24 protein-coding genes and 1 tRNA gene are annotated in these 26,533 nt (G+C 67.7%); 15 read left to right on the forward strand and 10 right to left on the reverse strand.

The genetic code is table 11. The features are described from left to right. Window positions 1-23 precede the first annotated feature (23 nt). The gene (locus tag NMI01S_RS04025; RefSeq protein ID WP_062994581.1) at window positions 24-488 is read right to left on the reverse strand and encodes a GatB/YqeY domain-containing protein; all 465 of its coding nucleotides are present in this window, start codon (window positions 486-488) and stop codon (window positions 24-26) included. Window positions 489-636: 148 nt separating this feature from the next. Between NMI01S_RS04025 and NMI01S_RS04030 the strand changes: the two genes are divergently transcribed. The 4 genes from NMI01S_RS04030 to NMI01S_RS04045 all read left to right on the forward strand — a co-directional run bounded on the left by NMI01S_RS04030 (window position 637) and on the right by NMI01S_RS04045 (window position 3,933). After that, window positions 637-1,623, forward strand: coding sequence for a metallophosphoesterase (locus NMI01S_RS04030; protein WP_062994582.1), 987 nt, complete (start codon window positions 637-639; stop codon window positions 1,621-1,623). Window positions 1,624-1,875: 252 nt separating this feature from the next. Beyond that, the gene (locus NMI01S_RS04035) at window positions 1,876-3,291 is read left to right on the forward strand and encodes a DUF8017 domain-containing protein (RefSeq protein ID WP_062994583.1); all 1,416 of its coding nucleotides are present in this window, start codon (window positions 1,876-1,878) and stop codon (window positions 3,289-3,291) included. A gap of 56 nt (window positions 3,292-3,347) precedes the next feature. Continuing rightward, window positions 3,348-3,421, forward strand: a tRNA-Pro gene (locus tag NMI01S_RS04040). A gap of 179 nt (window positions 3,422-3,600) precedes the next feature. Further along, window positions 3,601-3,933, forward strand: a complete 333-nt coding sequence (locus tag NMI01S_RS04045) for a hypothetical protein (protein ID WP_157126023.1) — start codon at window positions 3,601-3,603, stop codon at window positions 3,931-3,933. Between the two features lie 42 nt (window positions 3,934-3,975). On the opposite strand, the gene NMI01S_RS04050 is transcribed toward NMI01S_RS04045, so the two are convergent. Together NMI01S_RS04050 and NMI01S_RS04055 are read right to left on the reverse strand one after the other, a co-directional pair. Continuing rightward, window positions 3,976-5,244 (reverse strand): low temperature requirement protein A, encoded by a 1,269-nt coding sequence (locus NMI01S_RS04050; RefSeq protein WP_062994585.1) that lies wholly within the window; start codon window positions 5,242-5,244, stop codon window positions 3,976-3,978. Window positions 5,245-5,317: 73 nt separating this feature from the next. After that, a complete protein-coding gene (locus NMI01S_RS04055; RefSeq protein ID WP_062994586.1) occupies window positions 5,318-6,361 on the reverse strand; it encodes an ABC transporter substrate-binding protein in 1,044 nt (347 codons plus the stop codon). A 212-nt stretch (window positions 6,362-6,573) separates the two neighbouring features. Here NMI01S_RS04055 and NMI01S_RS04060 point away from each other — a divergent pair, with 212 nt between their 5' ends. Next, window positions 6,574-7,578 (forward strand): isopenicillin N synthase family dioxygenase, encoded by a 1,005-nt coding sequence (locus tag NMI01S_RS04060; RefSeq protein ID WP_062994587.1) that lies wholly within the window; start codon window positions 6,574-6,576, stop codon window positions 7,576-7,578. A 1-nt stretch (window position 7,579) separates the two neighbouring features. Here the strand turns inward: NMI01S_RS04060 and NMI01S_RS04065 are convergent, their stop codons facing one another. Next, a complete protein-coding gene (locus tag NMI01S_RS04065; RefSeq protein WP_062994588.1) occupies window positions 7,580-8,413 on the reverse strand; it encodes an SAM-dependent methyltransferase in 834 nt (277 codons plus the stop codon). Between the two features lie 367 nt (window positions 8,414-8,780). On the opposite strand from NMI01S_RS04065, the gene nicT reads away from it, so the two are divergent. Then, window positions 8,781-9,887, forward strand: coding sequence for a Nickel transporter NicT (gene nicT, locus NMI01S_RS04070; RefSeq protein ID WP_062994589.1), 1,107 nt, complete (start codon window positions 8,781-8,783; stop codon window positions 9,885-9,887). Window positions 9,888-10,018: 131 nt separating this feature from the next. Beyond that, window positions 10,019-11,419: a lipase family protein gene (locus NMI01S_RS04075; RefSeq protein WP_245716690.1), complete on the forward strand. Its 1,401-nt coding sequence runs from the start codon at window positions 10,019-10,021 to the stop codon at window positions 11,417-11,419. A 108-nt stretch (window positions 11,420-11,527) separates the two neighbouring features. Here NMI01S_RS04075 and NMI01S_RS04080 read toward each other — a convergent pair whose 3' ends face one another. Next, entirely contained in the window at window positions 11,528-13,129 is a 1,602-nt protein-coding gene (locus NMI01S_RS04080) for a succinic semialdehyde dehydrogenase (RefSeq protein WP_062994798.1), read from the reverse strand. Between the two features lie 136 nt (window positions 13,130-13,265). Between NMI01S_RS04080 and NMI01S_RS04085 the strand changes: the two genes are divergently transcribed. After that, window positions 13,266-14,087, forward strand: a complete 822-nt coding sequence (locus tag NMI01S_RS04085) for a crotonase/enoyl-CoA hydratase family protein (protein WP_062994590.1) — start codon at window positions 13,266-13,268, stop codon at window positions 14,085-14,087. A 115-nt stretch (window positions 14,088-14,202) separates the two neighbouring features. Here NMI01S_RS04085 and NMI01S_RS04090 read toward each other — a convergent pair whose 3' ends face one another. From NMI01S_RS04090 to NMI01S_RS04110, 5 genes are all read right to left on the reverse strand, one after another. Then, window positions 14,203-14,970 carry an SDR family NAD(P)-dependent oxidoreductase gene (locus NMI01S_RS04090; RefSeq protein WP_062994591.1) on the reverse strand — a complete coding sequence of 256 codons (768 nt, stop codon included), beginning with the start codon at window positions 14,968-14,970 and terminating at the stop codon, window positions 14,203-14,205. Then, window positions 14,967-15,653, reverse strand: coding sequence for an acetoacetate decarboxylase family protein (locus NMI01S_RS04095; protein ID WP_062994592.1), 687 nt, complete (start codon window positions 15,651-15,653; stop codon window positions 14,967-14,969). The genes NMI01S_RS04090 and NMI01S_RS04095 overlap by 4 nt, the downstream gene beginning before the upstream one ends. 213 nt (window positions 15,654-15,866) lie before the next feature. Continuing rightward, a complete protein-coding gene (locus NMI01S_RS04100; protein WP_062994593.1) occupies window positions 15,867-17,480 on the reverse strand; it encodes an acyl-CoA synthetase in 1,614 nt (537 codons plus the stop codon). A 45-nt stretch (window positions 17,481-17,525) separates the two neighbouring features. Beyond that, window positions 17,526-18,767, reverse strand: coding sequence for a hypothetical protein (locus NMI01S_RS04105; RefSeq protein WP_174554433.1), 1,242 nt, complete (start codon window positions 18,765-18,767; stop codon window positions 17,526-17,528). A gap of 5 nt (window positions 18,768-18,772) precedes the next feature. Beyond that, window positions 18,773-19,321 (reverse strand): Cif family virulence factor, encoded by a 549-nt coding sequence (locus NMI01S_RS04110; RefSeq protein ID WP_062994595.1) that lies wholly within the window; start codon window positions 19,319-19,321, stop codon window positions 18,773-18,775. Window positions 19,322-19,720: 399 nt separating this feature from the next. On the opposite strand from NMI01S_RS04110, the gene NMI01S_RS04115 reads away from it, so the two are divergent. From NMI01S_RS04115 to NMI01S_RS04145, 7 genes are read left to right on the forward strand one after another with little or no spacing between them, the layout of a single operon-like run. Further along, a complete protein-coding gene (locus tag NMI01S_RS04115) occupies window positions 19,721-20,650 on the forward strand; it encodes an NAD(P)-dependent oxidoreductase (RefSeq protein WP_062994596.1) in 930 nt (309 codons plus the stop codon). Continuing rightward, window positions 20,640-21,047 (forward strand): carboxymuconolactone decarboxylase family protein, encoded by a 408-nt coding sequence (locus NMI01S_RS04120; protein WP_062994597.1) that lies wholly within the window; start codon window positions 20,640-20,642, stop codon window positions 21,045-21,047. Before NMI01S_RS04115 ends, NMI01S_RS04120 begins: the two co-directional genes overlap by 11 nt. Window positions 21,048-21,061: 14 nt before the next feature. Further along, window positions 21,062-22,546 (forward strand): FAD-dependent oxidoreductase, encoded by a 1,485-nt coding sequence (locus NMI01S_RS04125; protein ID WP_062994598.1) that lies wholly within the window; start codon window positions 21,062-21,064, stop codon window positions 22,544-22,546. Between the two features lie 26 nt (window positions 22,547-22,572). Further along, window positions 22,573-23,433 (forward strand): LLM class F420-dependent oxidoreductase, encoded by an 861-nt coding sequence (locus tag NMI01S_RS04130; RefSeq protein WP_062994799.1) that lies wholly within the window; start codon window positions 22,573-22,575, stop codon window positions 23,431-23,433. Between the two features lie 44 nt (window positions 23,434-23,477). After that, entirely contained in the window at window positions 23,478-24,737 is a 1,260-nt protein-coding gene (locus tag NMI01S_RS04135) for a glycosyltransferase family 4 protein (protein WP_062994599.1), read from the forward strand. Then, entirely contained in the window at window positions 24,731-25,462 is a 732-nt protein-coding gene (locus NMI01S_RS04140) for a class I SAM-dependent methyltransferase (RefSeq protein WP_062994600.1), read from the forward strand. The genes NMI01S_RS04135 and NMI01S_RS04140 overlap by 7 nt, the downstream gene beginning before the upstream one ends. Continuing rightward, on the forward strand, window positions 25,449-26,522 hold the full coding sequence (locus tag NMI01S_RS04145; RefSeq protein WP_062994601.1) for an alpha-L-rhamnosidase-related protein: 1,074 nt from the start codon (window positions 25,449-25,451) through the stop codon (window positions 26,520-26,522). Before NMI01S_RS04140 ends, NMI01S_RS04145 begins: the two co-directional genes overlap by 14 nt. The last annotated feature ends 11 nt before the right edge of the window (window positions 26,523-26,533 follow it).

Raw genomic sequence — 26,533 nt, forward strand, 5'->3', positions numbered from 1 at the left:
TGCTTTGTCCGGGTAGCCGGGCCCTACAACCGGGCTTTGACCGCGGCCGAGATCCGCGAACCGTCGGCCCGGCCCGCGGCCAGCGCCGTCGCGACCTTCATGACCTGGCCCATCTGCTTCATGCCCGGCCGCTCGCCCAGCTGCTCGGCCACATCGGCGATGGCGGTATCGGCGATGTCGGCGACCTCGGCTTCGGTGAGCGGGGTCGGCAGATATTCGTCGATGATCTCCTGCTCGGCGCGCTCGTTGGCGGCCAGCTCGCCGCGACCGTTCTGTTCGTAGACGACGGCCGCCTCATTGCGCTTCTTGGCCTCCTTGCCGAGGACCGCGATCACCTCGGCATCGGAGAGCTCCTTCGCCTCGGTACCGGCGACCTCGGCGTTCTGCACGGCTGCCAGCAGCATGCGCAGCGTGCTGAGGCGCAACGTGTCCTTGGCCTTCATCGCCGCGGTCAGATCGGCGCGCAACTTCGATTTGAGTTCCGACATGCGCCACACGCTAGCCGTTGCGCGCGGACCCTCCCACCGCATTTCCGCGTGTCGAGCCGGGTGGACGGGCACGACAACCCCCGGCAAACCGGATGCCTGTGCGGAATCACACTCGGTATTCGTCACAGTGGTCGCCTATTCTGGGCTGATGCCCGTATTCTCGTCCCCCGCACTTCGACGAGCAGCGCTGGGCTCCGGAGCTAAGGTCGCCGCCGCGGCCGCCGGTACCGCAGTGGCCGGAATCGGCTATGCCTCGCTGATCGAACGCAATGCCTTCGTCCTGCGCGAGGCCACGATGCCGGTGCTGCAGCCGGGCTCGTCGAGCCTGCGTGTGCTGCACATCAGCGACCTGCACATGACGCCCGGCCAGAAACTCAAACAAGCCTGGGTTCGCGAACTCGCCGCCCTGGAACCGGACCTGATCGTCAACACCGGCGACAATCTCGCGCATCCGAAGGCGGTGCCCGCGGTGGTGCAGTCGCTGACGGCGTTGCTCTCCCGTCCGGGCATCTTCGTGTTCGGCAGTAACGACTACTTCGCGCCCGTCCCGAAGAATCCGCTCAAGTACTTCGACAAGAACCACAAGCGCGTGCACGGCGATCCGCTGCCCTGGCAGGATCTGCGCGCGGCGTTCACCGAACGCGGCTGGCTGGATCTGACGCATGTGCGGCGCGATCTCGAGGTCGCCGGAATCAAGATCTCCACGGCCGGCGTCGACGACCCGCACCTGGCTCGCGATCGCTACGACACGGTCGCCGGCTCGCCGAATCCCCTGGCCGATCTGAGCATCGGACTCACCCATTCGCCCGAACCGCGGGTGCTCGATCGGTTCGCCGGTGACGGGTACGACCTCGTGCTGGCCGGCCACACCCACGGCGGGCAGCTGTGCCTGCCGGGATTCGGCGCGCTGGTCACCAACTGCGGTATCGATCGGTCCCGGGTGAAGGGGCCGTCGCGCTGGGGTGCGCACACGCGGCTGCACGTGTCCGCGGGTCTGGGCACCTCGCCGTGGGCGCCGTACCGCTTCTGCTGCCGCCCCGAGGCGACCTTGCTGACGCTGGTCGCCGCCCCGCCGAAAGGCCCCGTCGCCGACAGTGGCCATGGCGTCTCGGAATCGGAGGCCGTGGCGCGCTAGGGTGGCGTGCCGAGGCACGACATCAGGCAGGGGTACACGGTGAACAGTGGGTTCGAGCGGAACGACGACCCGACCGCGCGACGAGAACCCACTCCGGACTCGAACGAGACCCCGCCGACACTGGCGATCCGACGGGTGCCGGGCGCGAATTTCCCTGTGTCACAAGGGTCTCCGTGGGCCCGGCCCGGGTCGGTGCCTACGGCTCCCGGCGGCCCGGCCGAACCCGCGCGATCCGGCTCTCCGGCCGAACCTATGAAGCCCGCGGCGCCGGACGCGGGCCGGTCGTCCGGGTCGCTGTTCGACGGGAACAACGCTGCCGGAGGGCAATCCGCGCCGCTCCATCCGTGGTCGCCGCAGGGCGGCGCGAGCGGAGACGCCTCTCGCGGCCCGAATGCCGACCCGGGTTCCGGCAACGGTCAGCCGAATTCCGGTGCCCCTACCGCTTTCCAGGCGCCTCGTATCGGGCCTGAGGGGTCGGCGCCCCATCATCCCGACGTTCCTCCGACCTCGCCGGGCACGCCGCCGGGCTTCGCTCCGTCGCCGCACGGTTTCGGCACCCCGGGTGGGCCCGGCGGGCCGCACAACCCGAATCCCTTCGGCGGGCAGTGGAATTCCGGTGCGCCGGGCGCACCGTCGGGGCCGGGCGGATCCGATGCGCCCACCACCGCCTTCGGAGCCCAAACCGGGATGCCGCCGTGGCCGGGCAGCGCGATGCCGGGCGCGAATACTCCCTCCCAGCAACAGTTCTCGGCGCCGCCGGGTAGCGGTCGCCCCGAGCCGGATTGGCAATTGGGGGTCGGATCACACCCCGCACCGCAGCAGGCGTCCTGGGGGCCACCGACAGCCCAGCATCCGCACACCGCACTGCTGCAGGTACCGGCCGAGCAGCCGCCCCGGCGGCGAAAGGCTCTGCTGCTCAGCGTAATAGGAGTGCTTGTCGTCGCGGCGATCGGCGCGACCGTGGCGGTGGTCGCGAGCCGGCATTCCGACTCGCCGGCCGCCGCGGGGTCCGGCAAGCCGTCCATGGTCAGCGCGCTCAGTAGCGAAAACCAGCCTCCCCCACCGCCGTCGCGGCCGCAACAGACCGCGCCGCAGCAGTCTGCGCCGAAGCCGCAGCCCGGCGCCGCGCCTCCGCCGATGGTTCCGGGCTACCAGGTCGTTCAGATCCTCGATCGCGGTGCGGCCTACGACGCCCCCGCGGAGTGGAAGGTCGATCCGGTCGGTACCGCCGCCTGGGGTTCGGGATCGAATCCGCTGGAAATCGCCGGCTTGGCACAGGACGGCAAGAACTACTGCCCGAACTACACCCGGACCAACGCCTTCCTCACCATGTCTCCTCAGGCGGACCCGGCCGCGGCCGCCGCCGATATCGGGGCCCGGATGGCCAAGTTCGGCTGGTCGAACGCCACCGTCGCCGCCCCGGCCCCGGCCCAGCCGATGGTTTCGCTGGACGGGCAGCTGCACGGCTCCTTCGTCGAGACCACCGGCAGCGCGCCGCCACCGGCTCCCGGCTGCGCCACGACCTTCGCGGTCTACACCTTCGCCTTCCCCAGCGAGAACGGGAACTTCGTCATGACCGTCGCCGCCGACACCGGCGTCGACAAGTCCGTGGACAGGGAAACCGCCAAGCGCATCCTCTCCACCATCCGCCCCCTGCCTGCCCGCTGACCAGCGGATTTAATGATCCGCTCCCCCCTGCTGTAAGCTACGACAGGCTCAACTCACGGGGTGTGGCGCAGCTTGGTAGCGCGCTTCGTTCGGGACGAAGAGGTCGCAGGTTCAAATCCTGTCACCCCGACTCGTGTGTGGAGACACGGCAGAGGCCCTGACCAATCCACTGGTCGGGGCCTCTTGCTTTGCCGGATGCGTTTCGCGGTGTCGGGTTCGGGAGACTTCACCATCCACGGCCCGATCCTCTGGGCGCGCTCGCTTCCCATTTCCGGGACCACCGGAACTCCTTGTGCTACAACTTTGTTCGTGGTGGCACTCATCGGCTTGATGGCGATCTTGGGGATCATCATCCTCATCGCGGGAGCGGTTCTGTTGGTCGTCAGTCTGGTCAAGGCGTCCGGGCGGAGGCAGGGTGGTGCTGTGCCGGTGGCACCGCAGAACCAGGATCTGCCGATGTGGACGCCGCCGCAGAATCAGAATCTGCCGATGTGGACCCCGCCGCAGAACCAGGATGTGCCGCTGTGGTCGCCTCCGCAGAAGCAGGACGTCCCGCTGTGGAGCCCGCCGCAGCAGAATTCGGCCCAGCAGAATTCGGCCCAGCAGCCGCAGACGCCGTATTGGTCGTCCGGACCGCGGTAGACCGGCGACGGGCCCGAGGCAGCAGCGCGGGCCGTACCGTCCTCACTCCAGATTCGCCAGCATCTCGCGCTGGTGCCGGTAGCCGATGGTTTCGTAGCCGACCACGGTGATGAACGGGGAGATCATCACGACCAGCAGGCAGACGGAGATCGAGACGCCGAGCGCGGCCAGGACGACCGCGACGGCCAGAACCACGGCCGTGAGGGTCAGCAGCAGGATGTGGAACGGGTCGGGCGCCGACAGCAGCAGCGTGTGCAGCAGGTAGACCATCAGCAGGTAGACGCCGACCGGCAGCGCCAGGGCCAGGACCACCGCGACCGGGCCGATACGGGAGTGGTGCTCGAGTGACAGGCCCGCGACGTGCAGGCCCGCGCCGGCGCCGGCGATACCCATGTAGAGCGGGATGTGGCCGTATCCGAACAGGTAGCCGCGGTTGCGGCGGTGCACGAGGATCTCGCCGAACGGGGTGGTGAAGTACACCCACCACATGCCGAAGGTCAGGCCCACGCCGGCGATCACGATCGCGATCGCGTCGGCGCTCCAGTTCGCACCGTCGCTGCCGCCGAGCAGCCCACCCGAGGAGGCGACCGTGCCGACCACGCCCTCACCGAGCGCGATGATGGCGAACAGGCTGTAGCGTTCGGCGACGTGGTGCGGATGCCACGGGGTGCCGCTCGCGCGGCCCTGGGTCAGCACCGGTACGAGCAGTTCCAGCACGCCGAGCAGCACGCATCCCACACCGGCCACGAGCAGCGGCATGTGGACGAATCCGATGATCACCCAACCGATTTGGGCGATGATCGTCCAGCGGATACTCCCGTAGCCGACGTGCCGGAAGGGGGGCGACTCCCGTCCGGCGCGCCACCACTGCAGCACCATCGCGATCCGCATCACGATGTAGCCGACGACCATCACCCGCACGTCGAGGTGATCGCCCACGTCGACCGAATGGAACATCGCGGGCAGGCCGAGGGCGAAGACCACGACGCCGATCATCACCACCATGGTGAGCACGCGGTACAGCCAGTCGTCGGTGTCGAACGCGGAGGCGAACCAGCTGAAATTGATCCAGGCGTTGACGATGGCGAACATCGCCAGCACGAAGGCGACCACCGCCTTGCCCGCATGCCCGTCGGCCACCATCTCGGCGAAATACGACGCCGAGGTGCCGACCGCGACCACGAAGGTCAGATCGAACAGCAGCTCCAGCGGTGAGGACACCCGTCCGGGTTCGTCGGGATCGCGGCCGGTCATCGGGATGCGGCGGTGCGCCGGCCCGCGGGCGCCGCCGGTGGTCACGGAGTCGCTCATGGGCACCGATGATGCCGTACCGGCGGGTCGGCTCGCCTCTTACCGACCCGCCGGGGCACGACGTGCGTGCGCGCTACTTTCCGGACGCGTCCGAGGACTGCAGCAGCGAGTTGAACTTGTTCGTGTAGAACTTGCTCGGATCCAGCTTGTGATCGATGGCCCCGGTGTCCTCGAGCCAGCTCTGCCAACGGGTGAAGTCCTCGTCCGACACCTTGCCGTAGCGGGCCGGAACGCCCACGGACAGCCAGTATTTCAGCGTCGAAGTGTCCTCACCGGCGCGGTGGCGGGCGTTGATGATCTCGGTGAATTTCGCGATCACCTGCTCGCGCGGCGTGCTGCGCTCCCACTCGATCGCCTTCGCGACGCCGGTGGTGAAGGCGCGGACCACGTCGGGGTTCTTCGCGATGAAGTCGTTGCGGAAGACGTAGGGTCCGCCGTTGATCGGACCGCCATATTCGTCGAGTTCGGTGAAGATCGGACGCACCCCGCCGTTGGCCACCGCACGCTGCTGGAACTGGCCGTTCAATGCCGCGGCGTCGATCTGTCCTTGCCGCAGCGCCTGTTCGATATTCGGCGGCGGCAGCGCCACCAATTGCACCGATTTGATCTGCTCGACGCTCAGTCCGGCCTTCTTCAACGCATCGTGGATATCGGCCTCGTTCTGGCCACCGAGCGTATTCACGCCGACCTTCTTGCCGACCAGATCTGCGGCCGAACGAATCGGGCTGTTGTCGAGCGTGTAATAGCCCTGGAAGGACTTTTCGTCCGACCCGTAGTAGTTGACCACCGCGGTGATGGGCGCCCCGGCGCCGGCCAGTTTGGCGACCGCACCGGCGAAGGCCCCGCCGAAGTCGACCTGCCCGGTCGCGGCGGTCTGGATTTCCTGCGGTCCGCTGATGGTGTTGCCGACGTAGTCGAGTTTGATCTTGCCGTCGAAGAATCCGAGGTTCTCCGCGAGCTCCGGAAGCGTGACCTGATCGGTCCAGCCCAGATACCGCAGCGAGGTCACCCCGTTCTCGGTGTGGGCGGATCCTCCGCTGCCGCAGGCGGTGAGCAGCACAGCGGCAGCCGTACCGGCTGCGAATACGGATAATGCGGTGCGGATACGTCCGGACATCAGGTAATTCCTCTCGACACTGCGCACGACGGCACGGTGGTGCGCGTCGGCCCGGCCGAGCCTAGGTGGTGTGAATTGCGAAGCCGCCCCTTTGAATCACGACGATTCGGTTTGGAGCGATTTGCATTCCGGCCGAGTCGAACCCTTTCGACACCTGCGCGAATGCGGTAGATCTGGGGATTATCGACCGCGAACGAGGATAAGGATGTGCGATGACCGACCGCGTACTCCCGGTACTCGATCTGACGACCGCGGATGCCGATCCACAGCGGTTCCGCAGCGAATTACGCGCGACCACACACGAATTCGGATTCTTCTATCTGGTCGGTCACGGCGTCGCACCCGAGCGCGGTGCAGAACTGCTCGCCTTGGCCCGGCGGTTCTTCGCGCTGCCGGAGCCGGCCAAGCAGGAGATCAGTCAGTTGCGCAGCCCGCAGTTCCGCGGCTATTCGCGACTCGGCGGCGAACTGACCAACGGCCGGGTCGACTGGCGCGAGCAGATCGATATCGGGCCGGAGGCCGAGGCGATCGCCGGGGCGGAGGGGTACTGGCGACTGCAGGGCCCCAACCTCTGGCCGACCGCGCTCCCGGAACTCCGTCCCGCACTGCGTGATTGGGACGCATCTCTCGCCCGGGTCGGGCGTGCCCTGCTGCGGCACTGGGCCGCGGCCCTGGGTGCGCCGGAGAACTTCTTCGATCCCGCCTTCGCCGACCGCCCGGCCACCCTGATCAAGGTGGTTCGCTATCCCGGTAACCCGGACAATCCCCAGGGCGTCGGCGCGCACAAGGATTCCGGTGTGCTCACGCTGCTTCTGGTGGAACCGGATTCGCACGGTCTGCAGGTGGAACTGTCGTCCGGGGAGTGGGTGGACGCGCCGCCGCTACCGGGTGCCTTCATCGTGAATATCGGCGAATTGCTCGAGGTGGCCAGCGGCGGCTATCTACGTGCCACCCGTCACCGCGTACTCGCCCCGGAACCGGGCACCGACCGTATCTCCGTCCCGTATTTCCTGAATCCGGCGCTGGACGCCCGCATACCGCTGCTGCCGCTGCCACCCGAATTGGCCGCGGCCGCACACGGAGTCACGGCCGACCCGGACAACCCGATTTTCGACACCTACGGCCGCAACGCCTGGAAATCACGCATCCGGGCCCATCCGGACGTCGCCGAACTGCATCACGGCATCGCCCCGGGCGCACCCGCGGGAGCGTATTGACTCAGGGCTTGCGACCGACTCCACCCAGGATGCACCGGCGCACGTCCGACAACGGTGTGAGTCGCGGGCCGTCCGGCCACCAGTCGTCGCACAGCACGAGCCCCGGTTCGATCATCTTCAGTCCGCCGAACAGGGCCTGAATCTGGTCGCGGGTGCGGAATCGCCCGCTGCCCATCGGGCTGTGGACGAACCTGTCCTCCATCTTGCGGGCCAGTTCGCTCGGACCGGAGTCCTCCGGATCGTAGAAATGCGCGATCGCCACGTACGAACCGGAGGGCAGCGCGTCGATATAGGTCTGCATCAGGGCCGGGGCGTCGTCATCGAGATAGTGCTGCAGGGTCCCGATCTGGAAGAGCGCCATCGGCCGGGAGAAGTCGAGGTCGTCGCGCACGGTCGGATCGGTGAGCACTTCGTGCGGGCGGAAGATGTCGCAGGCGACGATGCTGGTCTGCGAATTCGCCTCGAGCAGCGCCCGTGCGTACGCCAGCACCATCGGATCGTTGTCGACGTAGACCACCCGGGCCTCGGGCCGGATCCGCTGCACCACCTGATGGGTGTTCTCCGCCGTCGGCAGCCCCGAACCCAGGTCGAGATACTGGTCGATCCCGGCCTGCGCGGCCAGGAAGCGGCACGCTCTGATCAGGAAGTCCCGGTTCGCCCAGGCCAGATCGTTCACCTGCGGGGCCACGGCACGCACCTGCGCGAGCACTTCACGATCGACTTCGAAGTTGTCCTTGCCGTGCAGGGCGGCATCGTAGACGCGCGCGATACTGGCACGAGCGGTATCCACCCCGACCGGCACCACACTCGGGTACGCGGCAGAAGACTGCGACATGAAGGCTCCCCTGGCATTGCTGAAACGGCATTGCTGAAACGCTGACCCTGTGGAACTGGTACCCGGCACACAGCCGTCGCACTACAGACTGTGTTACGCCGAGTCTCCCCTATTTCCTGGGCTTACGGGCGCATACCCGACATTTCATCGCTCGGAAATCCTCTCGCCCCGTCGTCGCGACCTGCGATGACCGTGGCCGGCCGGACGCCGTTCGTTGGTATAGTCCGCAGAGTTCTCGCGATGGGAACGGGAAACCGGTGCCAATCCGGTGCGGTCGCGCCACTGTGTTCAGCCGATGCTGTCAGCCAGACCCCTTTCGTCGCTGCGCACGGACGGGGACGCGGGTTCCCCAGAAGGGTTGGGGCCCATGTCCTCTCGTCGCCGTCTACTTCGCGATGTCCTGCGGGACTGGTCCCGGCGCGACTGGCTGGAGGCCGGGGTGCTGCTCGGCGTGGTCGCGCTGATGCATCTGATCGGATTCGGCCTGTTGTTCGGCGCGATCGCTCCGCACGGTTATCGCATCGGCACCGAGGTCTTCGGTATCGGGCTGGGCATCACCGCCTACACCTTCGGGCTGCGTCACGCCTTCGACGCCGACCACATCGCCGCCATCGACAACACCACGCGCAAGCTGATGAGCGACGGCAAACGCCCCAAGTCGGTCGGATTCTGGTTCGCGATGGGGCATTCCACGATCGTGTTCGTCCTCGCCGCGCTGGTGGTGGCCGGTGCGCACGTGGTGGGCACACTGGTCGACGAGGACTCCTCGACCCGCAAGACCCTCGGCACCATCTCCACCGTCGCCTCCGGCTCGTTCCTGTATCTGATCGGTTTGCTCAATGTGGTTGCGCTGATAGGTATCTGGCGGGTGTTCCGCCGGCTGCGCGACAGCGGGCAATATGATCGCGCGGAGCTGGAGGCGGCGCTCGATTCGCGCGGATTCCTGGCACGCCTGCTGGCGCCGGTGATGCGGATGGTGGGGCGGCCGGTGCACGTCTATCCGGTCGGTGTGCTGTTCGGCCTGGGTTTCGACACCGCGACCGAGGTGGCGCTGCTCGCACTGGCCGGATCCGGCGCGGCGGCGGGACTGCCCTGGTACGCGATCGTGGTGCTGCCGCTGCTGTTCGCGGCCGGGATGAGCGTGATGGACACGGTCGACGGTCTGTTCATGAACGTCGCCTACGACTGGGCGTTCTCCGATCCGGTGCGCAAGATCTTCTACAACCTGGCCATCACCGGCCTGTCGATCGCGGTGGCCCTGTTCATCGGCTCGATCGAGCTGATCAAGGTACTGCACGACGACACCGGATTCGGCGGTCCGGTGGCGGAGTGGATCGCCGGTATCGACCTCAACAACGCGGGATTCGCGATCGTCGGATTGTTCGTCCTCGCCTGGGTTGTCGCGGTCGCCTACTGGCGGCTGGCGAAGGTGGACGAGCGCTGGGCGCCCACGCCGACCGAAGAATCGGCCTGACGGCGAACCGCAGCTCGTCGAGCCACACCAACCGGCGGCCGACCGAAATTCTTGCGACGGCGATCACACCTGTGCCATAGTTCGCTGCACATGTGAGACGGAGCAGTCTCGCATTAGCGAAGGAGCCGAGTGTGACCGAACCCTGGACGCGCCGCATCCGCCGGACGACCCGCGTACTCGCCGCGGCGGCGGCGCTGACCGTCTCGGCGGCGCTGGTGGCCCATCCGCCCAGCGCCACCGCCGAACCCGCGCCGGTCGCACCCGCGGCCCCGATACCTCTTCCGCCCGAGCTGGATCCGGGCTTCTACCACCCCGCAGCGGAGATCGTCGCGGCGAAACAGCCCGGCGAGATCATCACCGCGCGGCAGGTGCGGGTGGCCAATCTCGGGCTGATCCCGGTCAACGTCGACGCATGGCAGATCTCCTTTCGATCGAACGACAGCCGCGACCAACCGATTCCGGCGGTGGCGACAGTTCTGAAACCACGTGGTTCGGCGCCGGACAAACTGGTCTCCATGCAGATCGCCGAGGACTCCCTGGCCGGCTATTGCGCACCGTCCTACGCGATCCAGCACTTCTCGGCCGGTCCGTTCCTGGGCCAGATCGTCGCCCCGGCCGAATTCGTCATCGCCCAAGGGGCGTTGCAGCAGGGCTGGGCGGTGGTGATCCCCGATCACGAGGGACCGAACAACGCCTACGCGGCGGGTCCGCTGGCCGGCCGGATCACCCTCGACGGTATTCGCGCGGCCCGCGACTTCGAGCCGATGCGGTTGAGCCCGCAGACCAGGATCGGCCTCTACGGCTACTCCGGCGGCGCGATCGCGACCGGCCACGCCGCCGAACTGAAAGGCAGCTACGCCCCGGATCTGAATATCGTCGGCGCGGCCGAGGGCGGTGTGCCCGCAGATCTCGGCACGACGCTGAACGTGGCCAACGGGCAGGCGACCTCAGGCCTGGTGCTGGCCGCGGTGATGGGCCTGACGCGCGAGTTTCCGGAGTTCGCCCGCTTCGTCGACGAGCATATGGACCCGCTGGGCAAGGGCCTGACCACGCTGCAGAGCGGATTGTGCGTGCAATATGTCAGCGCGTTGCTGCCGTTCCTGAATCTGAAAGGGATGCTGCGGGTTCCGGGCGATCCGATGCAGCAGCCCGCGGTGGCCGCCGTGCTCGACGAGACTCGGATGGGCAAATCGGTGCCGGATATGCCGATGTACATCTGGCAGGGCAATCCGGACGAGATCATCCCGGTCGGCCAGGTGAACACCCTCGTCGACACCTACTGCCGAAACCCTTCCGCCACAGTGCAATACACCCGGGAACACTTCGCCGAGCACGTGGCCACCGAGATTTCCGGCGGCGGTGCCGCGATGCTGTGGTTGCGCGACCGTCTCGACGGCGTGCCGGTCGCGCCGGGGTGCCACACCGCCGATGCCGGATGGTTGTTGCTGGACCCCAACGGTTTCCAGATGCTGGCCTCGACCTTCGGCGAGACCTTCGCGTCGTTGTTCGGCAAGCCGATCGGCGTGAAGTAGACCGGAGCGCCCGATCGGCGCGAGACGCCCGGCACAACGAGGTGCGGGGAGGAGAAGGGCCCGTTCGACGTGGGAGGCGAACGGGCCCTTCGAGTACCGGTGCGCCGGTCAGCGAATGCGCAGCCGCCGGCTCAGACGCAGTGTCAGCAGGGTGCTCTTGAGCTGCTTCTCGAACGGCATGCCCGCCCGCGCCGAGAGCACCTGCTTCTTCTGCACGCCGACATTGACCGTATCGGTGTACTTGAGCAGCCCCGCGTCGCCGTGCCGAGTGCCGACGCCGGACTGCTTCACGCCACCCGAGGGCGTCATCTTCGCCGAATAGGTCGCGACGAACCCGTCGTTGACATTGACATTGCCCGCCTCGAGCCGGTCGGCGAGCTTCTCGGCGCGAGCGAGATCCGTACTCCAGATGCTGGCGTTGAGGCCGTAGGTGGTCGCATTGGCCTGCCGGACGGCCTCGTTCTCGTCGGTGTAGCGGTAGACGGTGACGACCGGGCCGAAGGTTTCGACGGTCGCGTGCTCCATCTCGGGGGTCACACCGGTCAGCACGGTCGGCTCATAGAAAGCGGGGCCGATATCCGGGCGGGCCTTGCCGCCGGTCAGCACGGTCGCACCCTTGGCGACGGCGTCGTCGACGTGGGAGGCCACCCGCCGCATGTGATCGACCGAGACCAGCGAGCCGAATTCCGGATCGGCGGTGTACGACGCACCCGCCTTCGACCCCAATTCCTCCGCCGCCGCGACGAATCGGCGCACGAACTCGTCGTGGACGCGATCGTGCACATAGATGCGCTCGATATGCATACACGCCTGGCCGGAGTTGCCGTACACCGCGAAGATCGCACCCGGGATGACCTCGTCGAGGTTGGCGTCCTCCAGCACGATCATCGGATTCTTGCCGCCGAGTTCGAGGCTGCAGCTGATCAGGTTGCGGCCCGCGCGCTCGCCGATGGTGCGGCCGGTGGCGGTGGAGCCGGTGAACATCACGAAATCGCTGTGGTCGATCAGGGTGGGGCCGACGTCGGGTCCGGTACCGCAGACGACCTGGATCAGATCGCGCGGCAGCCCCGCCTTGCGCAGAAGTTCGACACCGTAGAGCGTGCACAGCGCGGTCTTGTTGTCCGGCTTGATCACCACGCCGTTGCCGGCGATGAGGGCCGGGATCGAATCGGAGATCGAGATCGCGAAGGGGAAGTTCCAGGGCGCGATCACCGCGACGACGCCCTTGGGCCGATGCTGTTCGGTGGAGGTGGAGATGATGGGCATCGCGCCGCCGCGCCGGATCGGCTTCAGGATCCGCTCGGCGTGTTTGAGGTAGTGGCTGATCACCATCACCGGATCGCACGATTCCTCGATGGCCATCCGGCGGGTCTTGCCGCAACCGATCTGAATCAGGTCCGCGATGGTGTCGAGTTCGGAGAGAATCAGCTCATGGGCCTTCTCGAAGACCTGCAACCGGCGCTTGACCGGCCAGTTCGCCCATTCCCGCTGCGCCGCGCGCGCCTTGTCGGCCGCCGCGGCGACGTCCTCGGGCGAGGACTGCGGCAGCTCACCGACGACCGCGCCGGTGTAGACCTCGATCATGTCGTAGGGTTCGCGCTTCTCCCCCGCGATGCCCGCGGTGATCAGCCCGGTGAGGCGGTCGATCAGCGTCTTCGTGATCCGCGGCGGCAGCGTGCTCGCGGCGCCGCTGTGCGTGGTTGTCTCCATCAGCGATCTCCATAACTTGCCGCCCGTGACGGCGGTCACCATGATCCAAACTAGAACACGTTATTGTTCTGTACAACGTTGCGGGGTAACTTCGTCCGCAAAACGCGAGTAATACCATGAGGAAAGTGGGTCGGCGATGACGACGGCAGCAACTGAAACAGGTAGCAACACAGAACCCCATGCGCTGCTGGAGCGACGCGGCGCCACCCTGATCGTCACCATGAACCGCCCGGCCGTCCGCAATGCGCTGTCGGCCGAGATGCTCGACCTGATGGTGCAGGCCTGGGACACCGTCGACAACGACCCGGAGATCCGCTCCTGCATTCTCACCGGCGCCGGTGGCGCGTTCTGCGCGGGCGCCGACCTCAAGGCGATGACCAAACAGGATCCGGCCAAGAACATGAGCGCGGGCGGCGCGTTCGATCCGACCAACATCCCGGGTCTGCTCAAGGGCCGCCGCCTGACCAAGCCGCTGATCGCCGCCGTCGAGGGCGCCGCCATCGCCGGCGGAACCGAGATTCTGCAGGGCACCGATATCCGGGTCGCCGGCGAGAGCGCGAAATTCGGTGTGTCCGAGGCACGCTGGAGCCTGTTCCCCATGGGCGGCTCGGCGGTGCGACTGCCCCGGCAGATCCCCTACACCGTCGCCGCCGACATTCTGCTCACCGGCCGTCACATCACCGCCGCGGAGGCCAAGGAGTACGGCCTGATCGGACATGTGGTGCCGGACGGGACCGCGCTGGACAAGGCGCTCGAACTCGCCGAGAAGATCAACGCCAACGGGCCGCTGGCGGTGCAGGCGATTCTGAAGACCATGCGCGACACCGAGGGCATGCACGAGAACGAGGCCTTCAAGATCGACGCGCAGCTCGGCCTCACCGTCTTCCGCAGTGACGACGCCAAGGAAGGTCCGCGGGCCTTCGCCGAGCGCCGCAAGCCGGAGTTCAAGGGCCGCTGACACCGCATCCGGTTGTCCACCGGGCGGGAAGAGGCTGAACACATCGTGCGAACCTCGACAAGATTGCGAGAAAACTCGATTTCGCGCCGAGGTTTGCACGATCAGTTCAGCACCATCACAATTCCGGCTTCACCATCCGAGTGACCTGCTTGCGCAGGAAGTTCGGGGCGAAACGTCGTGCCAGCCACAGCGGCTTGGCGGGGCCGGGGAAGATGAACAGCGGCGCCTTCGGGTCGGCGACGGCGCGTTCGGTCGCATCCAGCACCCGGTCCGGGGTGATGCCCTTCTGGCCTGCGACCACCGCCTCGTTGGCAGCCCGAATGCCGTCCAGCAGAGGGGTTTCCACGATCGGCGGGCAGATCGAGATCACCCGGACCCCGGTCCCGTTCAACTCCTGCGCCAGCGCTTCGTGATAGCAGACGACGGCGAATTTGGAGGCCGAGTAGGCGGCCAGGCCGGGCGAGGGCAGCCAGCCCGCCACCGAGGCGAACAGCACCAGGGTGCCGCGACCGTCCTTCTTCATCTCCGGCACGATGGCCTGGCAGATATTGATCGTGCCGCCGTAGTTGATGTCCATCACCCGGCGCATATCCGAAACATCGTGCGTCAGAGCCGATCCCACCCGGCACAGCGCGGCCGCGTGCACGACGTGCTCGATCGGGCCGAGGTCGGAGCGGACCTTGTCGACCACCGCTCGTACCGCCTGATCGTCGGCGACATCGCATGTGTAGGTGCTCATGTTCGGTGAGCGCCGGGCCGTCTCGGCCAGGCCGGTCTCGTTGATGTCGAGTGCGGCCACCCGATACCCCCCGGCCGCCAGCCGCTGGGCCGCCATGCGCCCCATACCGCTGGCCGCACCGGTCACCACTGCCGTCTTGCTCATCGAACCTCCACCGCGTCTTCGAAAGTCATGCGCAGCAGTCCGATCCGGCTGCTGAAGAGTGCGCGCTTGGGCAACCCCAGGGCACGCATCTGTTCGGCGACGGGGTGATCGCCGAGCTCGATCCTGGTGCCGCCCAGCCCCATTCGCACCTGCGACGGGTTCATCACCCACGGGGTGCGGCGCAGTATGCCGTCCATATGGGTGTAGGCCGCGATCGACGCACCGCCCATTCCGCCCGGTGACGGCACACCGCCACCGACTTCCATCGCCACCACCGGACGGTCGTCGATCCGCACCTCGCAGCGCTTGCCACGACGCACCGGCGTGATCCGGATATCGGCGATCTCCTTGGGAAAACCCCAGATCTCGCGGCCGGCGGCGCAGGTGAAGGTCTGGTTCACCGGCAGCCACGGGATGTAGACGCCGAGGTCCTTGTCCCGGCCGCGCACCATCAGGGTGAGGCCGAATTCGTGATACGGCCCCAGGTCGCCGTCCACGTATCGCACGAAAACCAGCGAGCACACCCCGCGCCCGGCGACCGTGAGTGGTTCTAGTCCGGTCGGCGCCACGATCTCCCGGGCCGCCCCCGCGTCGACGAGAAATGTCGCCGCACAGGCGTCGGCGTCGCGGATCTCGACCGGCATCCTGACTTTTTCACCGAGTACGGAATGCACCGCTGTCATCCTCCAAGTAGAACACGTTCCAATTTGATTGCACAGACCTTCTCGTCCCCGAAATCCCACTCACCGAGACGGTCCGCTCCCGCGGCCGCGGTGTCGCGCCCGGCCGACCAGCCCGGCCGCATCCGGCCGCACGACGACGCCCGAACGCACCGAGGCCGCCCCGGGTCGAGCGCGAGCACTCGAATCGGGACGGCCGGCGGCGATGCGGTGGATTCAGGAGCCGACGGTGTAGGTCGGCGGGTGGGATTCGGCATGACCCTTCGCCCACCGATAGTCCGGTTTGCCGCTGGGTGTGCGCCCGACGGCGTCGACCACCCAGATGCTGCGCGGCAGTTTGTATCCGGCGAGGTGTTTGCGGACATGCGCCTCGAGGTCGGCGAAATCCAGCGGATCGGTGCCGGCGGTCGACACCACCGCCGCGACCTGATGGCCCCAGCGCTCGTGCGGAACTCCGATGACCACCACGTCGTAGACGCCTTCATGGGCCTTGACGACGGCCTCCACCTCTTCGACGAACACCTTCTCGCCACCGGTGTTGATCACCATGTTGCCACGTCCGATCAGGGTGATGGTGCCGTCGGCCTCCACCCGCGCGCGGTCGTCGGTGATGACCATGCGGACACCGTCGACGGTCTTGAACAACTTGTCGGACTTGGCCTGGTCCTTGTAGTAGCCGAGGGGCACCGACCCCTTCTTGGCCATCCAGCCCTCTTCGCCGGGCGCCACCTCCCGGCCCTCCTCGTTCACCACGACCGCACCGCGTCCGGTCTGCACGCGCGGCCCGCGGGACGGGTCGTCGTCCTTCTGTGCCACGCCGATGCCACCGAATCCGGTTTCGGAGGAGCCGATCGAATCGGTGATCACCGCATGCGGGAACAGCTCCAGCATCTCGTTCTTCACCGGCTGCGACAGCAGTGCCGCCCCGGAAGCCAGGGCGACCACCGAGGAGGCGTCCACCGGTGACTGCCGATAGGAGTTGAGCAGCGGCCGCGCCATGGCGTCACCGGTGATGACCACGATGTTGACCCGCTGGGACGCGACCACCTGCCAGACCCGGTCGGCGTCGAAGCGCGGCTCGTACACGACGGTATTGCCCGACCACAGCGCGGTGAAGGTGGGCATCAGCGCCGCGGCGTGGATCAGGGGCGGCAGGAGCAGCCAGCGCAGCGGGTCGTTCTGCGAGCCGACCCGGGACTGTTCGAACTCGTCGGCCACCGGCACATTGGTGTAGAAGTCGATGCCGCCGCCGAGCACCCGCCACATGTCCTCCTGGCGCCACATCACGCCCTTGGGCATGCCGGTGGTGCCGCCGGTGTACATCATGAACAGGTCGTCGGCGCTGCGCTCGCCGAAATCCCGTGCGCTGGAGCTGCTTTCGAACGCTTCGGCGTAGGGAGTGGATTCACTGGGGAGGCCGGCGCCGCCCTGATCGTCGTCGACGACGAAGGCGTGGCGCAGCGTGGTCACCTGCGGACGCACCTGATCGACGACCTGTGCGTAGCAGCGGTGGTGCACCACCGCTTCGAGATCGGCGTTGTCGTAGACGTAGCGCAGTTCGTCCGCGCCGTAGCGGTAGTTGATGTTGATCGGCACCGCCCGAATCTTGAAGGCGGCGATCAGGGTTTCCATCGTCTCGATGCTGTTGTGCATCTGGAAGCCGATGTGGCTGCCCTCCCCCAGCCCCCTCGCGGCCAGGTGGTGGGCGAGCTGGTTGGCGCGGCGTTCCAGGTCCTGATACGTGACCTGGCGCTCGCCCTGAATCAGCGCCACCCGATCCGGCATGGCGTCCACGGCGTGCTCGAACAGGTCGGCGAAATTGTTCGGCATATCTGAGATCTCTCGTCGATTGCGGCGGTTCGGGACTGAGGGCGGTCAGACGACCGTCAGCGGCAGCGACTGCCGGGGGCTGAAGTGGAAGTCCGCCCCGGTGCTGAACCGCGTGATCGCCACCTCCGGCGACTCGCGGAAAGGTGTCGATGCGGCGGTGATCTCGACGACGAGTTCACGCTCGTCACCCTCGCGGGCATGCACGTCGAACCGTGGGTTCACCACGCGCACCATGGCGGCCAGCGGCTCCAGATGTTCGGCGTCGACCGCGGCCGGCCAGCCGCCGTCGCGTACACCCGGGCTGTCGCGCGCGATGCGCAGGACCGCGGAATCGTGATAGGCGTCGACCTGCATGTCGACGTAGGGCAGCGGATTCCACGCCGGATGCAGCCGCAGAACCTGAGCGAGATCGTCGAAGCCGGTACCGAGACCCAGGACCGCACGCAGCCGTTCGGAGGTGAGCCCGGCTATCCCGGTGAACTGTTTGCGCGCGATCGCGGCGGTGGTCTCCGCGTCCGCGCGCTCGCCGACCGCGATCAGGAATCCGAGGTTCAGCAGATGCTGCTGCAGGCACACCTCGTCGGCCATCCGGACCAGCGCCGAATGCGAGAAACTCGCGAAGTCGATATCGCTCAGCAGCGGCCCGCGGTAGTCCGACCGGCCCGGCCCGCCGGCTTCGATCGGCGCCAATTCGATATCGACAGCGGCGAATTCGGCCATGCGTGCCGCGTTGCGCGGTACCGCGGGCGGTTCGTTGGCGGGATCGATGCGAACCGTCCACGCGCACACCGGTACTCGATCGGCCGGCCGCCGGGGCGGCCGATGGATCGGGCGCACCTGCGCGTGCGGGTTGGTGGCCAGTGCGGTCGCGTCGAAGGTGGGGTCCTCGATGGTGTGGCACATGGCCACCACGTAGTCCTCACCCATCGGCTCGACGTCGGCGAGCGCACCGCAGTGGTCGAGCCAGAACTCACCGTTGTGGTCGTCGTCGACGCGGAACCGGAAGTCCATGAACTGCGGCGGCGCGCCGATATCCAGTTGCAGCCCTTTGAATATGGTGACGACGCCGTCGCCGGGGATGTCGAGGGCCGCACGCATCCGGCGGGTGTAGATCGGGCTGGCCAGCTGCCATTCCTCGATCGCCACCTCGGCCATCCCGTCGCGCCCGAAGGCGCCGATCGAATGCGCCATGCCCGAGCGATCGATGAGATGCCCGCACAGCAGCAGTTCGGGCACCAGGGCCGCCAGCTGCTCCCGGCTCAGTGCGGCGAAGCGACTCGCAGGCATCGGACTCACCACAGCGGGACCGGCGACTCGCCGATCTTGTACCAGCCCGGCAGCGGCCCGGCGCCCGAGCGCTCGATCCGCTTCTGCATGCCCTCCGAGAGCGCGTTCGCGGTGATCATCTCCACGAACAGCGCGGAGACGTTGCCGAAGTCGAAAAAGTCACGCTGCCAGGACCATTGGAAGTCGCCGCCGTAGCGGAACCAGCTGCCGCCGATGCCCTCCGGGCTGTAGTGGCGCCCGTCGGGGCGAGTGTTCTCGTTGACCTGCTTCCACAGGCCGATCACGGTGCCGCTGCGCTCGTCGACGACGAATTCCTGGTACGGGTAGGTCCAGCCTTCGAGCCCGTCCATCTCCTGCCCCAGCGCGAGTTCGCGGATCTCGTCGCGGCCCACTGCCATGAACTCCTGGGTCGGGCCGTAGTTCCAGCCGTAGGTGGCGTCCTCGGTGTACATGTCGGCCAGCGGCCGCCAGTCGCCCGCCGCCTCGCAGCGTTCGTTCTCGACCACCCAGCGGCGGACCATCTCGTCGAGTTCGTCCCGGGAAAAACCGGACATCGCAGCTTCCTTCACATTCTGTGTCGAGGGCCGGCGCCGATATCCGGCGTGGCCTGATCCGGGCGGTCACCGGGCTGCGGCGACCGCGAACGTCGTGGTCCGTCAGCCCGTTTTCGAGAACGAGTTCAGGCCGGCACATCCCTCGCGGACCGGCGCGAAAGACACATCGCTGGACATGTGTCTGGACGGTACCACCGCGAGCGAGGGCCGACAACGGATCGACCATTTTTGCCACCGAGAGGCGGTCGTTCGACCAGGGTGCGGCGGGCCGTCCACGCCGTGGTCGGCGCCGATTCCGCGTACCCGGCACAGCCGCGGAATTGAAACAAGTTCTTGCGCCAAGATCAGAGTCGAACCTATAGTTCCGTACACGTGTCCAGACAGCTCCGAAAGGTACCCATGAGCGGGTCCACGAACGACAGCCCGAGCGCCGCGGGTTTCATCGGCCTCGGCAATATGGGTGCGCCGATGGCCGAGCGGCTGCTGAACCGCCCCGGTGGCCTCGTCGTCTGCGACACCCGGGCGGAGGCCGTGCAACCGTTCGTCGACGGCGGCGCCGAACCGGCGAAGACGGCGGCCGAGGTCGCCGAGCGCGCCGAGGTGATCTCGGTGGTCGTCCTCAACGACGAGCAGGTCCGATCCGTGGTGACCGGTCCGGACGGACTCCTGAGCACCGCACGACCTGGCACGGTGATCGCCGTGCATTCGACCATCAGCGACCGGACCGCCGTCGAACTCGCCGGCATCTGCGCCGAACACGAGGTGGACTTCGTCGACGCCCCGGTCAGCGGTGGCGGCGCGGGGGCCAAGAAGGGCTCGCTCGCGGTCATGGTGGGCGGCGGCGACGCCGCCTTCGAGAAGGTGCGCGAACCGTTCGGCTACTGGGCCGACCTGGTGGTGCACGCGGGCGATGTCGGTGCCGGCACCCGCATGAAACTGGCCCGCAACCTGCTGCATTTCGTCTCGTTCACGGCCACCGCGGAGGCACAGCGACTGGCCGAGGCGGCGGGGCTGAACATCGTCGACCTGGGCAAGGTGGTCCGGCATTCGGATGCCATCACCGGCGGTGCGGGCGCGATCATGCTGCGCGACACCACCGCGCCGGTCGCCGCGGACGACTTCTGGCATTCGATCTTCACCCACACGCGCGATCTCGGCGAGAAGGATCTGTCGCTGGCCCTGTCCCTGGGCGAGCGGCTCGGCGTCGAATTACCTTTCGCCCGAATGGCTTTGAGCGGACTCGGCGACGGTCTCGGCGTCGGGCCCGGCGATGTTTCCCGAGCCGCGCGGACGGCCACCGACACTTCCGAGGAGAGCGATGAGCGCTGAAACCGACGGCCTCACCCCCGAGCAGCGTCGCGCGCGCGGGGTGGCCAAGATGGGCGAGGTCTACGGCTGGGAGATGTCCGACGGACCCGGCGCGCATTTCGCCGTGACGGCGGACCATCTGTTCGCCGACATCTGGAGCCGCCCGGAACTGTCCGTGCGTGATCGCCGCCTGCTGCTGCTCGGTGCGCTCACCGCACAGGGCCACCTCGACGTCACCGAGATCCAGGTCAGCGCGGCCCTGCGCAACGGTGAACTGACCGAGCAACAGTTGCGCGAGATCGCGATCTTCCTGTGCCACTACACCGGCTGGGCCGCCGGGACCAAGCTCGACAGCGTCGTCGGCAAAGTCGTGGCCGCCGAGAAGAAGGCTGCCGAAAAGAAGTCCGCCGAGAAGTGAGGAACGAACCCACCATGTCCGACACCCTGGGTGTGCGACCACAGCCCGCCGCCGATATCACCGACTGGGACTACGAGGCCGATGTGGTCATCGCGGGGTACGGCATCGCCGGCGTCGCCGCGGCGATCGAGGCCGCCCGGGCCGGCGCCGACGTGCTGGTGCTCGAGCGCACCGGCGGCTGGGGCGGTGCGGCCTCCCTGTCGGGCGGATTCATCTATCTGGGTGGCGGCACTCCGCTGCAGAAGGCGCTCGGTTTCGAGGACACCCCGGAGAACATGGAGAAGTTCATGCTGGCCGCCCTCGGGCCCGGCGTGGACGAGGCCAAGATCCACGACTACTGCCAGGGCAGCGTCGAACACTTCAATTGGCTCGTCGCCCAGGGCGTTCCGTTCAAGGAGGAATTCTGGGGCGAGCCGGGCTGGGAACCCCCGCACGACGAGGGCCTGATGTATTCGGGCGGTGAGAACGCCGCGCCCTTCAAAGACATCGCCACCCCGGCCCCGCGCGGTCATCTGCCGCAGATGCAGAACAAGCGCATCGGCGAGCAGGGCGGCGGCTACATGCTGATGAAGCCGCTCACCGACACCGCCGAATCCCTCGGTGTACGAGCCGAATACGACATCCGGATCCAGCGGCTCGTGGTCGCGGCCGACAATCGCGTAGTCGGCGTGGTGGCCAAGCGCTACGGCAAGGAGATCACCGTCCGCGCCCGCCGCGGCGTGGTGCTGGCCACCGGCAGCTTCGCCTACGAGCAGCGGATGATCGAGGGCTACGCCCCGCGACTCATCGGCCGGCCCGCCGCCGCGATCGAGGAACACGACGGCATCGGCATCCGGGTCGCCCAGGCGCTCGGCGCCGAACTGGCGCATATGGACGCCACCGAGGTCGCCTTCTTCGGCGATCCGCAGATGATGGTGCGCGGCATCCTGGTCAACGGCCGGGGGCAGCGCTACATCGCCGAGGACACCTATCCGGGCCGGATCGGCCAGGCCACGCTGATCCAGCAGGACAACCAGGCCTACCTGATCATCGACGAGGCCGCGCTCGAGGAAGCGCTGAAGACCGAGTCCAGCACCCCCTTCTTCCGCCAGCCCCCCACCTGGGCGGCGGAGACGGTCGAGGAACTCGAAAGCGATATGGGCCTGCCCGCGGGTTCGCTGCAGGCCACCGTCGAGGTCTACAACCGGCACGCCGAATCCGGCGCCGATCCGCTGCTCGGCAAGAAGCCGGAGTGGGTGAAGCCGATCGGCACGCCGGTGGCCGGTTTCGACATGCGCAACTTCACCGCCGGCTTCACCCTCGGCGGTCTGCGCACCGATCTGGATTCCCGGGTCATCCACGTCACGGGCGAGCCGATCCCCGGCCTGTACGCCGCGGGCCGCTGCACCTCCGGCGTCTGCGCGGGCGGCTATGCCAGCGGCACCTCCCTCGGCGACGGCAGCTTCTACGGTCGCCGCGCGGGCCGCGCCGCCGCCAACGACGGTCCGGCATCGAGCTGATGCCCGACCGAACCGAAAGGAACACCATGCGTTTCGGCATCGTCCTGTTCACCAGCGATCGCGGCATCCGGCCCGCGGTCGCGGCCAAGGCCGCCGAGGAACGCGGCTTCGAGTCGTTCTTCGTGCCCGAGCACACCCACATCCCGATCAAACGGGAGGCGGCGCATCCGCTCACCGGCGACGAGAGCCTGCCCGACGACCGGTACATGCGCACCCTCGACCCGTGGGTCGCGCTCGCCACCGCGGCGGCGGTCACCGAACGCATCGAATTGTCCACCGCGGTGGCACTTCCCACCGAGCACGACCCGATCACGCTGGCCAAGACCATCGCGACCCTGGACCATCTGTCCGGCGGCCGGGTCAGCGTCGGCGCCGGATTCGGTTGGAACACCGACGAACTCGCCGACCACGGCGTGCCGGGCAACAAGCGCCGCACGGTGCTGCGCGAATACCTCGAGGCCATGCGAGCGCTGTGGACCGAGGAGGAGGCGAGCTACGACGGTGACTTCGTCAAGTTCGGCCCCAGCTGGGCGTGGCCGAAGCCGGTGCAGGCCAAGGTGCCGGTGCTGATCGGCACCGCGGGCACCGAACAGGGTTTCCGCTGGATCGCGCGGTCGGCCGACGGCTGGATCACCACCCCGTACGAGACCCACACGCTGCTGGAACGCCTGCAGCTGCTGACCAAGGTGTGGCAGGAGGCCGGCCGCGAGGACACCCCGCGGGTGGTCGCCCTCGACGGCAAACCCGACACGCAACGGCTCACCGAATGGAGCGCCGCCGGGGTGACCGACGTACTGTACGGACTGCCGGACAAGTCCGAAGCCGAGGTGCTGGCCTACCTCGACCGCCTGGCCGGCAAGCTCGCGCCCCTGCGCGCGAGCGCCTGAACCACCACGCGACCTGGCGCCTGAACAGGAAGTGAGCCGAAGACGTGCGTATCGCCCTGCTGTCCTACCGCAGCAAGACCCACTGTGGCGGGCAGGGGGTGTATGTCCGGAAGTTGAGTCACGGCCTGGCCGAACTCGGCCATGAGGTCGAGGTCTTCTCCGGTCAGCCGTACCCGGAACTGCTCGATCCCCGAGTGCGGCTGACCGAGGTGCCGAGCCTGGATCTGTACCGCGATTCCGACCCGTTCCGCACGCCGCGGCCCGGCGAGATCCGCGACCGCATCGACCTGCTGGAACTGGGCACGATGTGGACGGCGGGCTTCCCCGAGCCGCGCACGTTCAGCCTGCGCGCGGCCCGGCTGTTGCGTTCGCGCGCAACGGATTTCGATGTTGTGCACGACAACCAGTGCCTCGGTTCGGGACTGCTCGACATCGCCCGGCGGGTGCCGCTGGTGGCCACGATTCACCATCCGATCACCCGCGACCGGGCCGTCGATCTGGCGGCCGCGCCGTGGCGGCGCAAGGCGTTCGTCCACCGCTGGTACGGATTCCTCGGTATGCAGCAGCGCGTCGCCCGGCTGATCCCGGATCTGATCACCGTCTCCTCGACCTCGGCCGCCGATATCGCCGACGACTTCGGCGTCGACGCCTCCCAGTTGCGGGTGGTTCCGCTCGGCGTCGACACCGAACTGTTCCGGCCGCGCGCACGCCGCGTCCCGGGCCGGATCGTGGCCGTGGCCAGCGCCGACAAACCGCTCAAGGGCATCTCCCACCTGCTGCAGGCGCTCGCGCGATTGCGGCTCACCCACGACGTCGAGTTGCAGTTGGTGGCCAAGCTGGAACCGAACGGCCCCACCGAGAAGCTGATCGCCGAACTGGGCATCTCCGATATCGTCACGGTGTCGAGCGGACTGTCCGACGAGGCACTGGCCGAACTGCTGGCCTCGGCGCAGATCTCCTGCATTCCGTCCATGTACGAGGGTTTCTCGCTGCCCGCCGTGGAGGCGCTGGCCAGCGGCACCGCGCTGGTCGCCAGCCGGGCCGGCGCGCTGCCGGAGGTGGCGGCCGACTGTGCCGAACTGGTGGAGCCCGGCAATGTGGACGAACTGACCGGCGTCCTCGGAAAATTGCTCGACAATCCGCGTCGCATCGACGACCTCGGCGCCGCCGGGCGCCACCGCGCACTCACCGTCTTCAGCTGGGAGGCGGTGGCAGCCCAAACCGTTTCGGTGTACGAACGCGCCATCGCCCGCCGCCAGGGCACCGATCTGACCGCCGATACACAGGAGGCGAACGTATGCTGACCGTCGATTTCGACCGCTTGGGAATCGGTCCGGGCCTGCGGGTCATCGATGTGGGATGCGGCCAGGGTCGCCATTCCTTCGAGGCGTATCGGCGCGGCGCCGATATCGTCGCCTTCGATCAGAACGCCGACGACCTCGCCGATGTGAAGGTCATGTTCGGCGCCCTGGCCGAGGCCGGTGAGGCCCCCGATTACGCGCAGGCCGAGACGGTCCAGGGCGACGCGCTGGCCATGCCCTTCGAGGACGGCGAATTCGACGTCGTCATCGCCTCGGAGATCCTCGAGCACATTCCGGCCGACGACGGCGCCATCGCGGAACTGGTGCGCATCCTCAAACCCGGTGGGGCCCTGGCGATCACGGTGCCGCGCTGGCTGCCCGAGCGGATCTGCTGGCTGCTCTCGGACGAATATCACGCCAACGAGGGCGGGCATGTGCGCATCTACCGCGCCGACGAGCTGCGCGGCAAGGTCACCGCACGCGGGATGCGATTCATCCACAGCGAACACGCGCACGCCCTGCACGCTCCGTACTGGTGGCTGAAATGCCTGGTCGGGGTGGACAAGCCCGATGCCCGGCCGGTGCAGCTGTATCACCGGATGCTGGTGTGGGACATGATGAAACGGCCGTGGCCGACCCGTGTCGCCGAATCGGCCCTGGACCCGGTGATCGGCAAGAGCGTCGCCCTGTACTTCACCAAGCCGGCGGTGTCCGGTGCGCGCCGCTGAGCTGCCCTCGATTCCCGGCGTCCTCACCGCCAGGCAATGCCTGGCCACCGCGGAATCCATTGCCGCACAACAGCACAGCGATGGCGCCATCCCGTGGTTCCGGGGCGGGCACACCGACCCCTGGGACCATGTCGAGTCGGCGATGGCGCTGACGGTGGCGGGTCTGCACGATGCCGCGCGCGCCGCCTATGCCTGGTCGGCGGACACCCAGCGGGCGGACGGCTCCTGGCCGTCGCAGTTCCGCGGCGACGTCGTCGAGACCGCCGACACCGACACCAACTTCTGCGCCTACATCGCCACCGGCGTCTGGCACTACTACCGCTGCACCGGTGATCGTCGCTTCGTGGACACGATGTGGCCGACCGTGCGCGCGGCCATCGACTACGTCATCTCGTTGCAGCAGGGCCGCAACGGCGAGATCTATTGGCTGCAGACCGAACAGGGCATCCTGCCCGAGGCGTTGCTGACCGGCTGCTCGAGTATGTTCCACAGCATCGGCTGCGGGCTGGCGATCGCGGAACTGCTCGGCCTGGCCCAGCCGGAATGGGAAGTCGCGGCCCTGCGCCTCGGCCACGCGCTGCGGCATCATCCGGAATCCTTCGCCGAGAAGGACCGGTATTCGATGGACTGGTACTACCCGGTGCTGGGCGGTGCGCTGCGCGGGGAGGCCGGACATGCCCGGATCGCCGCGCGCTGGAGCGATTTCGTGGTCGGCGAGATCGGCATTCGGTGCGTCTCCGACCGCCCGTGGGTGACCGGCGCCGAGACCTGCGAACTGGCACTGGCACTGGACACGCTCGGCGATGCCGATCGCGCGCTGCGACTGCTGGCGAGCATCCAGCACTTGCGCGAGGACGACGGATCCTATTGGACGGGATTGGTTTTCGCCGATGGTAAGCGCTGGCCGGAGGAGCGCACGACCTGGACCGGAGCGGCGGCGGTGCTGGCCGCCGACGCGCTGACTCGCACCACCGGCGGCAACGGCATCTTCCGCGACCTGGCGCCCAGTGCGGATATCGCGACCGGCCTCACCTGCGACTGCGTGCGCTCGCCCAGCTGAGCCGGCCGCGA

This window comes from Nocardia mikamii NBRC 108933 (genome assembly GCF_001613505.1).
In the GTDB taxonomy this organism is placed as follows: Bacteria; Actinomycetota; Actinomycetes; order Mycobacteriales; family Mycobacteriaceae; genus Nocardia; species Nocardia mikamii.

Bases quoted from the DNA above. Each gene is read 5' to 3' on its own strand.
- NMI01S_RS04085 (WP_062994590.1), top strand. From the start codon at position 13,266: ATGACGACGGCAGCAACTGAAACAGGTAGCAACACAGAACCCCATGCG.
- NMI01S_RS04110 (WP_062994595.1), bottom strand. From the start codon at position 19,321: ATGTCCGGTTTTTCCCGGGACGAACTCGACGAGATGGTCCGCCGCTGG.
- NMI01S_RS04025 (WP_062994581.1), bottom strand. From the start codon at position 488: ATGTCGGAACTCAAATCGAAGTTGCGCGCCGATCTGACCGCGGCGATG.
- NMI01S_RS04120 (WP_062994597.1), top strand. From the start codon at position 20,640: ATGAGCGCTGAAACCGACGGCCTCACCCCCGAGCAGCGTCGCGCGCGC.
- NMI01S_RS04090 (WP_062994591.1), bottom strand. From the start codon at position 14,970: ATGAGCAAGACGGCAGTGGTGACCGGTGCGGCCAGCGGTATGGGGCGC.
- NMI01S_RS04140 (WP_062994600.1), top strand. From the start codon at position 24,731: ATGCTGACCGTCGATTTCGACCGCTTGGGAATCGGTCCGGGCCTGCGG.
- NMI01S_RS04115 (WP_062994596.1), top strand. From the start codon at position 19,721: ATGAGCGGGTCCACGAACGACAGCCCGAGCGCCGCGGGTTTCATCGGC.
- nicT (WP_062994589.1), top strand. From the start codon at position 8,781: ATGTCCTCTCGTCGCCGTCTACTTCGCGATGTCCTGCGGGACTGGTCC.
- NMI01S_RS04125 (WP_062994598.1), top strand. From the start codon at position 21,062: ATGTCCGACACCCTGGGTGTGCGACCACAGCCCGCCGCCGATATCACC.
- NMI01S_RS04055 (WP_062994586.1), bottom strand. From the start codon at position 6,361: ATGTCCGGACGTATCCGCACCGCATTATCCGTATTCGCAGCCGGTACG.
- NMI01S_RS04105 (WP_174554433.1), bottom strand. From the start codon at position 18,767: ATGCCTGCGAGTCGCTTCGCCGCACTGAGCCGGGAGCAGCTGGCGGCC.
- NMI01S_RS04065 (WP_062994588.1), bottom strand. From the start codon at position 8,413: ATGTCGCAGTCTTCTGCCGCGTACCCGAGTGTGGTGCCGGTCGGGGTG.
- NMI01S_RS04050 (WP_062994585.1), bottom strand. From the start codon at position 5,244: ATGAGCGACTCCGTGACCACCGGCGGCGCCCGCGGGCCGGCGCACCGC.
- NMI01S_RS04035 (WP_062994583.1), top strand. From the start codon at position 1,876: ATGAAGCCCGCGGCGCCGGACGCGGGCCGGTCGTCCGGGTCGCTGTTC.
- NMI01S_RS04130 (WP_062994799.1), top strand. From the start codon at position 22,573: ATGCGTTTCGGCATCGTCCTGTTCACCAGCGATCGCGGCATCCGGCCC.
- NMI01S_RS04030 (WP_062994582.1), top strand. From the start codon at position 637: ATGCCCGTATTCTCGTCCCCCGCACTTCGACGAGCAGCGCTGGGCTCC.
- NMI01S_RS04080 (WP_062994798.1), bottom strand. From the start codon at position 13,129: ATGGAGACAACCACGCACAGCGGCGCCGCGAGCACGCTGCCGCCGCGG.
- NMI01S_RS04060 (WP_062994587.1), top strand. From the start codon at position 6,574: ATGACCGACCGCGTACTCCCGGTACTCGATCTGACGACCGCGGATGCC.
- NMI01S_RS04100 (WP_062994593.1), bottom strand. From the start codon at position 17,480: ATGCCGAACAATTTCGCCGACCTGTTCGAGCACGCCGTGGACGCCATG.
- NMI01S_RS04095 (WP_062994592.1), bottom strand. From the start codon at position 15,653: ATGACAGCGGTGCATTCCGTACTCGGTGAAAAAGTCAGGATGCCGGTC.